This is a genomic window from Burkholderia paludis (assembly GCF_000732615.1).
GTDB lineage: Bacteria > Pseudomonadota > Gammaproteobacteria > Burkholderiales > Burkholderiaceae > Burkholderia > Burkholderia paludis.
Map to the genome: position 1 here is coordinate 114,696 of NZ_JPGL01000001.1, position 13,246 is coordinate 127,941.

The window sequence follows — 13,246 nt, forward strand, 5'->3', positions numbered from 1 at the left end:
GTCATTTCCCCAGGATGGCGGCAAGCACCGGCAGCACGCGGGCCGCCCGTGCATGGTCGAGTTCGACGACAGCGGCCGCCGCCATGGCGGGCGTGTCGAGTCGCCGAACCTTGCCGCCCATTTCACGCCGCTCGGCAGCGTGGAAATCAGCGAACGCGCGGCGCAGCAAAGGCAGACGGTCAAGAAAGACGTCGTGCGGAAGGCCCGCAAGCCACGTATCGATGACGCGCCAGAGTGCGTCTTGCTGCAGCAGCAAAAGCCCGCTTCCGCGCAGAAGTCCGGTCAGCCAGCCGGTAGAGTCCGCCGGCGGAACGGCGGCGGCAAGCGCAAGGCCGGCCTGGCGTGCGAGTTCCTCTGTATCGATACGTTGACGGTCGAACGCCAGACGCAGTGCGAAGCCACGCACGACGGGAGCGACGGCGTCGTCCGCAGTCAGATTGACCAGGCAGTCGAGCCAGTCGTCGCGCAATGTCGCAATGTCCAGCGTATCGAGCGCGCCCTGCACGCCGTCGAGATGCGCCAGCATCCCGGTGGCGGCAGCTTCGTCGATACAGCTTGCGGCTGCCGCAAGCCCGACGACGATACGCTCAACCAGCCCTTCGACGATGGGTTCCAGATCCGTGCCGGTGGTTCCTCGCACGTCACCATATCGGACCACGCGCGCCAGCGGCGGCAACGCGGTCATCAGATGCGCCAGGTCGGCCGCGACGGCCGCCTGCGTCTGTACACAGGCAAGCAGAACGTCGATAGCGACAGGAAGTCGCGCAAGCACGGCCTGGTCGAGCATTCCGGTGAGTTGCGGCAATTCCGCGCCCGCGCGTGCGCGTTCGCACAGGCGGTGCGTTGCGGCATCCTCGATCGTATTGCCGTAGCGGCTGGTCGCAATCAGTGCGACAACCATGTCAGGCTGCCAGCGCAATTCCCACGTCTCGCGGAAGGTGCCGGTACGATTGTTGTCTCGCAGCAGGCTGCCCCAGGCAACGTCAAGCAGATTGAGGCGATGCAGCAGCACGCTGCGCTGTCGACCGCCGTCTTCACGTAGATCCAGATCGATCTGCCTGATCTCGGTCGTGGGCTTGAAGCGCAGGCGCTTTTGGCATGCGTCGAGATCCCGCTGCAGCGGTGCCGCCAGCACGGATTCCGGCACCGATCCCAGTTGTTCACCGATTTCGAGCTTGCGACGGATCAAGGACAGCGTCTCCGCCTGACCGTGACAGAGTACGGTCATCATCGCCTCGCGCTGCTCGGCAAGCCCGGGCAGCGGCAAATCTCGCATCGCGGCAAGCGCATCGGCCAGACGTACGGTTTCGATCACGCTGGCGGACGACACATCCAACCCTTCCGCGCGCATCATGCGTGCGCATTCGGTGACCCAACGCAAGCCCGCTGAGTCCGGGTTTTGCCACAGGTGACGATACCAACCCGGTGATTCGACACCGGCACCGTATCCACCGACATAGCTCAGACGGTCGTCGCTCCACGGCACCCAGGTTGCTTCCGTCCGGGTCTTGGGCAAGCCCTTCAGAAGCGCCGTGTCGTCCTTGATCCTGGCCGCCTGCGTCAATGCCGGAATGTGCCAGGCGCCGCATACGACCGCGATGCTCTGATAGCCGGCCTTTTGCGCCTCGCGTACCCGCATGCGCATGTGAGCTTCACGTCGCGCTTCGCGCGGCGGGGGCGCCGGGGCGTGCTCGCGCAGCGCGACCATCGCCTCCTCAATGGCCGCAAACAACTCTCCGGCGTCGCGACGCTGTTCGACTTCGACTTCCCACCACGATTCGTGATCGTCGTAGCCCGCGGCTCGGGACAACTCACCGATCGGGTCCATGCGCCAGGCCGGCGGCAATGCGTCGTCCGGCTTCTCCGGTGACGGACACGCCCCCTCTTCCGCATCGGCATCGATGGCGATATCACCGGCCGTCGACGCCCCTTCGGCAGCCGCCTCTTGCGCAAGGGATTCGGCAAAACCATGCGTGGCGGGCAGATCCATGAACCACAGCGGCACGTTGTGAGTCGTCGCATGACGAATCGCCTGCCACTCCGGAGAAAACTCGGCAAACGGGTAAAACGCGCCCAGCCGCGGCGCTTCGCTCGGGTAGACGAGCAATGCCACGGGAGGCCGCATGGCGGCGTCACCCGCCAACGCGACAATGGCGTCCGCTTCCGGCGGCCCTTCAAGCAACACGACGTCAGGTTGTTGTGCCGCAAGTGCGGCATTCAGCGCCCGCGCGCAACCGGGGCCATGGTGACGGATACCGTAGTATCGAACCGCCATCAGACCACTTCCATGCAAGCGCGATAAAAATCCTTCCAGTCGTCGCGCTCCTTTACAACCGTCTTGAGGTATTCCATCCAGACCAGCTTGTCCTGCACCGGGTCCTTGACAATCGCGCCCGTCAGGCCCGCTGCCAGATCGGCGGCACGCAACACGCCGTCGCTGTAGTAGCCCGCCACGGCCATACCGTGGCCCAGCACCGAAATCGCTTCAGCCGTCGAAAGCGTGCCGCTGGGCGTCTTGAGTTTGGTCTTGCCGTCCTCGGTCAAGCCGTTACGCAATTCGCGGAACACGGCAACGACACGGCGAACTTCCTCCAGCGCCGGCTTCTCGGCCGGCAACGCCAGCGCCTGGCCCAGTTCGGCGACGCGGCGGCTGACGATTGCGACCTCCTCGTCGAATGTCTCCGGGGTGGGCAAGATCACCGTGTTGAAACGGCGCATCAAGGCCGACGACATCTCGTTGACGCCACGGTCGCGATTGTTCGCCGTCGCTATCACGTTGAAACCGCGCTGTGCCTGCACCTCGATGCCGAGTTCCGGCACCGGCAGAGTCTTTTCCGACAGGAGGGTAATCAGCGTGTCCTGCACCTCGCTCGGCACACGCGTCATCTCTTCCAGCCGCGCCAGCTTGCCACCTCGCATCGCGTTGAGCATCGGACTGGGAACCAGGGCTTGCTCCGACGGCCCCTCCGACAACAGGCGTGCGTAGTTCCAACCGTAACGTAACGCCGTCTCGTCGGTTCCGGCCGTCCCCTGAATCAGCAACGTGGAATCGCCGCTGATCGCTGCCGCGAGATGTTCCGATACCCAGCTCTTCGCCGTACCCGGCACCCCGTAGAGCAGCAGCGCACGATCGGTCGCAAGCGTCGCGACGGCAATCTCGATCAGCCGGCCGCTGCCGATGTACTTCGGCGTGACCTCGAAGCCATTGTCGAGCTTGCCGCCCAGCATGTAAGTCCTGACCGCCCACGGCGACAGCTCCCAGTTCGCCGGGCGAGTACGCTTGTCATGGCGTGCCAGTTCCGCGAGTTCTTCGGCATACTGCGTTTCGGCGTGCTGGCGCAGCACGGTACTGAGGTTGTCGCTCACAGCGGCATCTCCTTGATCACGGTTTGTTTGGCTTGCATGAGCGCGACGATTTCACGCGCCTGCTCCAGCATGCGAGGTTGGCCGGCGAAGACGTTTCCAAGCCAGCCGGCATACAGTTCCACGACAGGTGACAGAAGGGCCAGGTCGGCATCGGCCGCACGCAATATGGCCAACCTTGCCAGACCTGCCAGGTCATAACGCAGCATCAAGTCCGCCGGTTTTCGGCTTTGTTTGGCGTCCGAGAAAAAAGTGCGCGCGAAGGTGCGGACGACCTCGGTCGGCCATGGCGCATCCAGCCGGCGAGCGAATGCGGTAGCCCGCTCGACTTCGCCCAGCGCAAGTTGGCGGCACAGTTCGCTTTCGCAAACGACGGGAAGCGAGGCATCCCACAAGGCGGGGATCAGCCCGCCCAGAAGAGGCGATGGCTTGTCGCTACCCAGCGCAAATCGCAGGAACGCCGCAGCCCAAGCGGGATCGCCCGCACGACACGCAGCGGTCGCACACCCGGACAGCAACGAATCGGCCCAGTCGTTGCCCGCCATCAGTGGAATCAGCACTTCCGCTTCGCTGCTCGCCGCCTCGCTCCAGCGCGCGGGCGGAATGAGCGACAGCACCTGGCGCAACCATGACGCACGCTTGCCCTCCCCGTGATTCGCCCCATCGACGATGCCATCGCGCGCCCAGTCTTTCGGTAGTTCGCTCGGGATCTCGACGGTCAATACCGGATCGCCGTGCTTGCCCAGGAAGGAGGCGAACCTGGCGACGGCGCCGCTGGCAGGCGTTGCCGCTTGCCAGCGCACGCAGGCATCGGCCCGCGCCGTCATGCGGTGCATGAAGGCAGAGCCCGGCAATCGCGCCAGCAGGTCGGCCGCCGTCATGCGTACCGTTTGCGCACGATCGTCGAGCAGGCTTTCGAGAAATGGCTCATCGTCGATGCCGAGATTGGCTGCCATCGCGTTGACGAGTTGTTGACGCGGATCCGCCTTCTCCTTTGGCAAGACATCGGCCAGCATGTCACGCGCCCTGGCCGCGTCGATGCTACGCAGCCCGCGTAGCGCTTCGACGCGCGCAGCTATCCCCCCCTCTTCCCATATCCGCAGCAACGCGGCTTCATCCCGACTGGAAGGCGCAAGCTGCTTCAACCGCTCATCCCAGCCCGGGTTCTGTGACGCGAGCCATCGGCCACGCCCGCCGAGGACGCCATGCCAATATGGCAGCGCCGTGGTTTTGCCGAGCACGTCCGGCAATAGCGCCGGCGGCAGCCGATAGCCAGCCTGCGCAACACGCGGCGCCAGCCATTCGCTCAGTCCGGGTATCTCGTCCGCGATGGCGGACGCGATCAACGGCGTGAGCACCGCAGGCGTTTCCCGTTCGACCTCGTCCGGCGCGGGGACGGGCAATTTCGCCCCACGGGGTAGACGTCCGGCTCCGCTGTAAACAGCAAAGCTACCGGCCTGCAACAACAGGCGCTGCTCCCGGCTCCCCTCCGGCAACAACGCATCGATCTCTGCCAGAGTGGACGCGTCGTGAGGCGCGTTGGCCGTTCCGACGAGCGCGGTACGAACTAGATCCTTCATCGCGCACCTCCCGCCAGGCTTTGATAGCGTCCATCGACATACATGCCCAGAGGGCGAATCGCGTCACCATCCCACTCCACGGCGACCGGCCGAGGGCGGCCGCCGGCAATCGCCAGCCAGGTCCAATGGTTGTCGCCCTGCACAGGCAGCCCATGCCCGCTCGGGGCGACGGCATGCCACGCACCGTCGGCGTAAACCGGCACGGCTGCGTCGAGTACGGTTGCAATGCGATCGCGCCAGGGGTTCGCCATCAGCGCATTCGCGGCGGCCTCGAGCAGCCCCATCTGATCCTGAGCGTGCGAGAAAGCAAGGGGCGACGGCAACGGCGTCGCGGTACCTTTGAGGATCGCGCGCCGCGATCCGCTCCCGGGCCAGAAGGCCAGCTCACCGTCAAATGCCGTGCCGGGCAGCCACGTCGCGGGAAAGGACTGGTTACCGACGGCAAACTGCATGAACAGCGCATATCGACCGCTCGCCTCTCCGGAGAGCCAGGTCCGCTGTATCCGCACACGGTCGTCGGCGTCGACAACCTGTCCGATCACATGCCAGCGATCGCGCAACACGTCGCCGCCGGCCAGCACGTCTTCTTCGCGCACGCTAAAGCCGATCAATTGCCGCAACTGCTGCTGCAAATCGACCGTGAGATGATCGATTCGCTCGTAGGCACGCACTGCCAACGCAAGGCGACCGAGTTCGGCGAGCAATTGTTCCGGCCAATCGTCACGGCTTCCTGGAAGCTCTGCCAACGCACGTACACGTGCAGCCAGGCCGGTTGCCTGCGCATCGACCAGCCGTGCAGCCATCTGTTCCCAGAATGCGGGGCCCTGCGCCGGCAGTCGGGCCAAGCCGTTGCGTACGAGGTCCTCGAGCCAGACTTGCAATCCAGCCATCCCGTCGAGCACGCGATTTTCGCGCTTCTCGGCTCTCTTTCGCTGCGCGGCCTCATCGACTGGCGCTTCGGCCTTGACGGTCGCGCGCGCCTCCTTTCTGGCGGCATGGTTCGCACGCTTTTCCAGCCATTCGCCGACCCACTCGGGCTCGTCGGCAATGGCGACGGCATCGGGCTGGTTGGCGCTCAGGATCAACAAGCCCAGCGCGTGTTTACAGGGGAATTTGAAGCTGGGGCACGAGCACTTGCTCGCGAAATCGGCAAGGTCCACACGGACCTGATAGGGATTCTTGCCGCTCCCTTGACACTCTCCCCATACCACGCGGGCATTGCGCCCAAGCATCGGCCACTGCTTCGGCTGCGCCAGCTTCTTGCCATTCGCGGCCGAGCTGCTATCCGGCGCCAACGCCAACACCTGTTGTTCGGTAAGCTGCATATACGTGACTTTGACTACCCATTACGGAAATGACCGAAGGCACTGCGCTGAATTACCTGCAGCAGAGCATCTTTAATGCATGGAGACGGGGGAATCGTACCGCGCAAGCAAACATCACACGCTACCCTTGCCTCCTCAAGATCGTGTCGCGCTTCGCTTCGAATCGAAGGTCCGTGCAGCCGCCGGGACGCTTCCGATAACGGCCGCGTCACGCCTGTCGCCCATCGGAGCCACTCGCGCCGCCGCCATGCGCGCCCCCTCTCGCGCGTGACTCCGACAACTCCATCGCCTTGAGCGAACTCATCAGCGCCATCAACGTCGAGAATGCATTTCCGTCGGCGCCGCCGCCGAGCTGGATCTGCGGGACAAGCGGCACTTTGGCGGTTTCGAATGCCTCGGCCAGCCGCAGCATGACCGTTTGCATCAGTTGCTTGTCGGACCCCTCGCCCTGCAAGGCTTCCGACTTCGCCTTGATCGCAGCCGCTTCCGCCTCGCCCACGGATCGAATGGCCGACGCCCGGCCAGACCCCTCCATTTCCTGCTTGAACTTCTCGGCGTGAGCCAGCGCCTCGATTTCCTGCCGGCGCTTCTCGGCGGCCTTCACGCTGGCGGACCCCTGGTTTTCCTTGATGCTGATGTCCACGAGCGACCCGGTCAGCTCTTTTTGCTTCGCCGCGCGCTGTTCCGCTTCGTTCAACTCGCGCTGCTTGTCGGCAGCGATCTGCTTCTGCGCAAACGTCTCGACTTGCTCGCGTGCGATCTGCCGATCCCTCAGCTGGGCCATGATGCTCTCGATCTGCGCGTCGCCTGCCTGGGCTTTGGGCGTACCGATCAACACTTCCTCGAATTCCAGCGAATACGCCTGGAAACGCACGCGCATGTCGTTCGACGCATTGAACTGCAATTCGCTGCGTGACTGGATCAGCTCGATGAACGTCTTGGTCTGCGAGACGTTCTTGAAGTACGAGGACACCATTGGATCGAGCGTCTGCTCCACCAGTTGCTCGATATTGCCGAACCGCTGCACCACCATCGGCGCCTTGCGATAGTCGATATGCACGACGACCGATAACGGCAGCAGCGGCTCGAACGCATCCTTCGTGATCAACGTGATTTCTCGCAGGTTCGAATCGAAGCTCGACCCGCTTTCGCCGGATTTCCACATCAGCACGAAGTTCGTCGTCGGCACCAACTCGATCTTGCCGGCATAGGTGTTGAACGCGTACTTGCCCGGCATCAGCGGCGCGCGCCATACGCCGCGGCAACCGTTCTCCACCAGTTCACCATGACTGTAGTCGCTGCCGGAAAGATCGTTGCCGCGGCGGCCCGTATAGGAAACGACCACGCCCACGAAGCCAACCGGAATAACCGTCTTGCGAATGAACTCGACCGTCGCGAACAAGCGATTGATGTACCAGGTGCCCTCAACCAGAACACGCTCCTGCCGCCCGCGGTGACCGCCGGCCGCCAGGAACTTCTCGGGCTCCTGATATGAATTGTGGACGTCGCCGACATCGGGGGCGAGCAACTCGTCCTTTGGCAGGGCCGGGCCATCCTGCACGGTCACGATCGCCAGAAGATCGGAGTCGTGCTCACCCTCGGCGCCCTTGATGACTACGGGCGAGAAACCGCCGCGCTCATCGAGCAGCTCGCGCATCTTTTCGTAATAGGCCTTCTCCTGGGAGTTGAGCGACAGCGAATATGTCGCCTCCTCGGTCATCACGACGAATAGCGCAGGATTGACAATGTGCGTGCCTTCGCGCAATACCTTGCGTTGCGGTCCCTTCTCGCCTTCCTTTTCGATAAAGGCGCGCACGTCCCGGAAGTCGTCCACCTCCGAATTGTCGGCAAGCGTTTGCCCGGCAGGCAGATCGCGCCCGTCACGCGCGAACACGTATCCGATCTTGCCCTGTGTCACGGAGACCATCGGATGGATATGAACCCGGTACTGGAACGGCGTGAAGAAGTGAAAACCGCCTCGCAGCAGTTCCGGCTGGAAACCGGCCTCGCCCTGCAACGCCAGCAATCCCGTCTTGACGGAACCGCTCAGGCTCCACAGCTTTTCCACCACGCCGACGCGATCGTTCGGGATGTAGCGGATGACCCCGGACACCCACAACAGCGCCGCAATCGCCAGCAGCACCGCCACGCCCAGCGCCGCCGATCCCCCCGCCTGCAGAAAATGATCCATATTCTTCGTCCCTTGTTTTCACCGGCCTTACCTGCTGCCATCCGCATTCTGATCGAACGGCACGAGCCCCGGCCCGTCGACAGAAGTGTTGTTTACCCGATCAAGCTGGCATTGTGAAACTCCGTCACCTCCCGCGCGCACGGTCGGGCCGGGCTCCGGTGCGCCATGAGCCGTTTCAGCTTCGCGTTCTCCGCTTCGAGCCGGCGCAATCGACGCAAATCAGAAGGCCCCGGTCACCCGAATCTATTCTTCCGGTTGTAGACAGTCGCCTCGATCATTCCGGGCTTTTGACAAATCGCTGGGACCTTCGCTCCCGAATCGGCTCGCTGCAGCGCAAATGCGATCCGCTCTTCCGCAAACTGGTTCGTCTTCATGGCATGGTCTTCGTATCTATCCAGTCGAACACATCATGGCAAATTTCTCAACTTTTGAACCGGACTATTTCCTGGGTCGGTGGCACTGAGGATAAATCCCCTTTCATTCACACCGGATAGAGTGGTCTCAATCGACGACATCGACGCGTTTCGCGCGGCTTACCATCGCAAGGTCACGACTGACGATCCGATTTTGAACGAAACTGAATCGGCCCAACTGGCGGCACTGGCGCCGGACACATTCTGTTCAAGGCGCGATTCAACCAGGTACACGGTTTCGCCTTCCCTGGGACCATCGAAGATAAACGCAACAACAAGGGAGTTGGTGGGCTAGACTGACGAACCCCATGATCCGCGCTACCGCACCCGATTCATGGGGAATATGGCCGGCGATCGGCAATATGACGATCCGACAGATTTGCAGCCCGTCATTTCCGGATGAATGTCGCGAGCGCCAAAATGACACGAAAAACAAGCGAGTGCAGTAATTCCCGTTCGCGAGTGAATTCCACTAACACGCATTTCGGCCTCTCTCTTCAATCACCGCCAGAGACACCATCCGCCATGGAAAACCACTATCCCGCCGGCCCGGCGGACGTACCCACCGGTTTTACGCGCCCCAGCCCTTCATACAAACGCAAGGCCTGGCTGGCGGTGGCCGGACTGATCACGTTCATCGTGCTGTACCTCGCGCTGACCGTCTGGTTCGCCTGGACAGGCGTCAGCCGGCTGCTGGCGCTCGGTGTGCATTGGAGTCCGCTCGACGTCCTGGTCTGCGCGTGCAGCCTGTTCCTGACCGTGTTCCTCATCAAGGCGCTGTTCTTCATCAAGAAGGGAGACTATGCGGGCGCGATCGAACTCGAGCGCGCGGAGCAGCCGGGCCTGTTCGCGTTCCTCGACCAGGTCGCGGACGATGCCGGCGCGCCGCGCCCGCACAAGGTGTTCGTGAGCGGGCGCGTCAATGCGGCGGTGTTCTACGATCTGTCGCTCGTCAACCTGGTTTTTCCTTCGCGCAAAAATCTGGAGATCGGCCTGGGGCTGGTCAACATGCTCAACCTGAGCGAATTCAAGGCGGTCTGCGCACACGAGTTCGGGCATTTTGCGCAACGCTCGATGGCGCTCGGCCGCTGGGTGTACACCACCCAGCAGATCGCCGCGCATATCGTCGGCAAGCGCGACGCGCTCGACGGCTTCCTGCGACAGTTGTCGCACTTCGACATTCGCGTCGCGTGGATCGGTTGGGGCTTGAGCCTCATCGTGTGGGCGCTGCGTTCGATCGTCGATACCGGATTCCGGCTGGTGATGATCGTTCAGCGAGCCCTGTCGCGTGAAATGGAGATGCAGGCCGACCTGGTGGCCGTGTCGCTCACCGGCAGCGATGCGCTGATCCACGCGCTGCACCGGTTGCAGGTAGCCGACGACGCCTGGGAGCGCGCCGTGGGCTTCGTACGCAGCGAGGCTGCCGCCGAACGCCCGCCGCGCGACGTCTTCGTCGTGCAGCAGGCCATCGCAACCCGGCTCGGGCAGATCTACAACGATCCGGCTTACGGGCAGCGGCCGCAGGTGCCCGTCACCGATGCCGCGGCGTTCCGCGTCTTCAAGGCGGAACTCGCCCAGCCGCCTCGCATGTGGGCAACCCATCCGCAGAACCACGAGCGCGAAGAGAACGCGAAGCGGACCTACCTCGCATCGCCGGAAGACACGCGCAGCGCGTGGACGCTCTTCGAAGACGCGCCAGCCTTGCGCGAACGCATGACCCGCGAGGTGATCGGCGACACCGAACTTGCCGCGGTCGAACCGGACGTCACGTTGCAGCGCCTTGACGACCAGTTCGCGATCGAACCACTCAAGGCCCACTATCGCGGTATCTATCTGGGCTTTCCGACGACGCGCCATGCCGCCCGTGCCGACGAGTTGTACGCCACGGTGCCGGCCAGCGGCACGCTCGATCCCGACACGCTCTATCCGGCTTCGATCAGCCAGGATCTGGAGGCGTTGCGCGCGCTGGACCACGAGCATGCACTACTGCGCTCGCTGCGAGACGGTGTATACACCGCCGCCGACGGCGTGATCCGGCACCGCGGGCGCATCCTCAAGCACAGCGAACTGCAGCCGGCGATCGATTCGGTCGCAGCGGAGCGCACCGAGATCCGCGCACGCCTGGCCGCGCTGCTCAAGCAGGTGCGAAGCCTGCACCAGGCACACGCGGGCCAACTGTCGACACAATGGCAAGCCTATCTGAAGGGGCTGCTGCACGTCCTTCATTACGCACACCACGCCGAGGCCGAGCTGCGCGATGCGCAATCCGCCCTCGCCCGCAGCTGGCAACGCGTGAGCGCGAGCGGATCGGTCAACGCGCGCGGGATCAAGGTCGTGCTGGCCAGCGCGGAAACCGTACAGCACGCGCTCGTCGATGTGTTTGGCTCGACAGACGACGTCCAGCCTGGCGAGCGCGTGCTGGCCGAACTGGGCTGCGAGAGCTGGTCGGCCATGCTGGGCACGCTGGGCCTGCACCATCCGGTGCGGGAAAACATCGGCGATTGGCTGCGCGTCTCGGACAGCTGGGTCAATCACGCCGCCGGTTGCCTGTCGAGGCTCGGGCGCGTCGTCCTCGGCGAATTGTTGCAGGCCGAGGCGAGCATCGCGGCAGCCACGCGCGGCGAGCCGCTGCCCGATGCGCCGGCCGGCATCCCTGCCGCGCCCCCCGCGTACACCACGCTCGTCGTCGATACCGAGCGGTTCCAGCGGATCGAGAATCCCGACTTCTGGGAGCGCTTCCGCTCGGCCAACGGGTTTCTGCCGGGGTTGGCGCGCGCCGGCGTGGCCATCGGCATCGTTGGCGCGGTGCTGGTGTTCGGCTGGTCGCTCGACGAATCGACCGTCACGGTCTACAACCCGCTGGCACGAACGGTGGTGGTTTCCGTCGACGGCAAAAAGGTCACGCTCGCACCCGGCGCCCATGCCAGCATCGACGCTCACGCCGGACGTGAAATCGCCGTCACGGCGCGAACGCAGGACGGCGATCCGATCGACGCATTCCAGACCTCGATCGATCGCGCCGACAATCGCATCGTCTATACCGTCGCGGGCGCCGCGCCGCTGCGTCAGTGGTCGGCCGTCTATGGCGCGGCCAGCGCGGAACCGCCGCGCTGGCTGCCGCCGCGGCGTTGGCAGCCGGCCATCACGGACGTGGTGTTTGCCGCGCCGCCCGCCAGCATCGAGACGAAGGGCGGCGGCGGTATCCGCACCGTCCTCGACAGCGGCGACGACATGGCGCCGGCCGAACTCGTCGAGCAGTTCAACGACAACGCCGCCGCTGCGCCGATGCTGCTGTCCCATGTCCGTTTCGACGCCCCCGATAGCGCCCGCCTGAGCGACTGGCTGCAGCTGGCCAGCACCGTTCCCGGTTTCGACGACGCGTTCGCCGCCCGCCGAGCACGCTTTCCGATCGACGTCGTGACCATGCGGTTCGAGCAGGTCGCGGCCAAGGACAGCGCGGCACGCGCTGCCGTGTGCGCGCGGCAGCGGGCGCAGGCCGACGCCGCGCCGGATCAGCCCGACCTCGCGTACCTCGTCACGCGGTGCATGCCGACCGGCCCCGCTCAGGATGCCGCGTTCGATGCCGGACACCGGCGCTGGCCGGATTCCGCATGGTTCGCCAATGCAGCCGGCTGGAATGCCGGCATCCAGGGACGCTACCGCGACGCGGTGACCGACTACGAAACGGCATTGGCAGGCAGCCCCACGCTGCGTGAGTATGCGGCAGTCGAATTGCTGCGCATGGCGCGCCTGGTCGATCCGGAGGCCGCCCGATCCCGCGCCGCATCGGTGGCCGCACAATCCGCCACGGTGCGCGGACTGCTGGTGTACGAACCCGGCGACACACCGCCTGCCGGCGCATATCAGCCGCTTGCGCTGCTCGCCCGCGGCCGGCTGGACGATGCGGTGGCGGCTTCCGCCGGCACGCCCGCTCAGGCCCATGTGCTGCGGATGGCGGCCGCCTCGTCCGGGGCTTCTGCGGCGTTGCGCACACAGGCGCAGCGCCTCGCGGCGAACGACGGCATCGACCAGTACACGGCGATACTGGCGCTTGCGATGGGATCCCCTGCCAGCACACCGGCCGTTCAGGCACGCCTGTCGACGCTCGCGACACAGTACGAGATCCCCGACCTGTCGGCCCGCCTGAACCGCTTCCTCGCGCTGGCTCGCCATGGCGACGTCACGGAAGCCGTCCGCGAACTCGATGGCATGCCCGTGCTGTTGCGGGCGCAGGCGCTGGTCGCCGGCATCTACGTGATGCAGGATCATGCGCCCGAAGCGTGGCGCACCTTTGCGCGGCGCGCACTGTTCGCCGCCGAACGGCCGTATTTGGGTTAGGAAATGCAGGCAGGACGAGGTCGCCGCGACGCCATG

General features: G+C 64.6%; 6 protein-coding genes. 1 reads left to right on the plus strand and 5 read right to left on the minus strand.

The window, feature by feature from the left end; all coding sequences use genetic code 11:
• Position 1: 1 nt before the first annotated feature.
• The 5 genes from GQ56_RS0100505 to GQ56_RS0100525 all read right to left on the minus strand — a co-directional run bounded on the left by GQ56_RS0100505 (position 2) and on the right by GQ56_RS0100525 (position 8,459).
• Entirely contained in the window at positions 2-2,275 is a 2,274-nt protein-coding gene (locus tag GQ56_RS0100505) for a DUF5682 family protein (protein WP_031396787.1), read from the minus strand.
• Positions 2,275-3,366, minus strand: a complete 1,092-nt coding sequence (locus GQ56_RS0100510; protein WP_031396788.1) for an ATP-binding protein — start codon at positions 3,364-3,366, stop codon at positions 2,275-2,277. The genes GQ56_RS0100505 and GQ56_RS0100510 overlap by 1 nt, the downstream gene beginning before the upstream one ends.
• Positions 3,363-4,943 (minus strand): DUF5691 domain-containing protein, encoded by a 1,581-nt coding sequence (locus GQ56_RS0100515; protein ID WP_031396789.1) that lies wholly within the window; start codon positions 4,941-4,943, stop codon positions 3,363-3,365. The genes GQ56_RS0100510 and GQ56_RS0100515 overlap by 4 nt, the downstream gene beginning before the upstream one ends.
• Positions 4,940-6,268, minus strand: a complete 1,329-nt coding sequence (locus GQ56_RS0100520; RefSeq protein WP_031396790.1) for an SWIM zinc finger family protein — start codon at positions 6,266-6,268, stop codon at positions 4,940-4,942. The genes GQ56_RS0100515 and GQ56_RS0100520 overlap by 4 nt, the downstream gene beginning before the upstream one ends.
• Before the next feature lie 208 nt (positions 6,269-6,476).
• The gene (locus GQ56_RS0100525) at positions 6,477-8,459 is read right to left on the minus strand and encodes an SPFH domain-containing protein (protein WP_043300967.1); all 1,983 of its coding nucleotides are present in this window, start codon (positions 8,457-8,459) and stop codon (positions 6,477-6,479) included.
• Between the two features lie 938 nt (positions 8,460-9,397).
• Here GQ56_RS0100525 and GQ56_RS0100535 point away from each other — a divergent pair.
• Positions 9,398-13,210 (plus strand): M48 family metallopeptidase, encoded by a 3,813-nt coding sequence (locus GQ56_RS0100535; protein WP_052007084.1) that lies wholly within the window; start codon positions 9,398-9,400, stop codon positions 13,208-13,210.
• Positions 13,211-13,246: the final 36 nt, after the last annotated feature.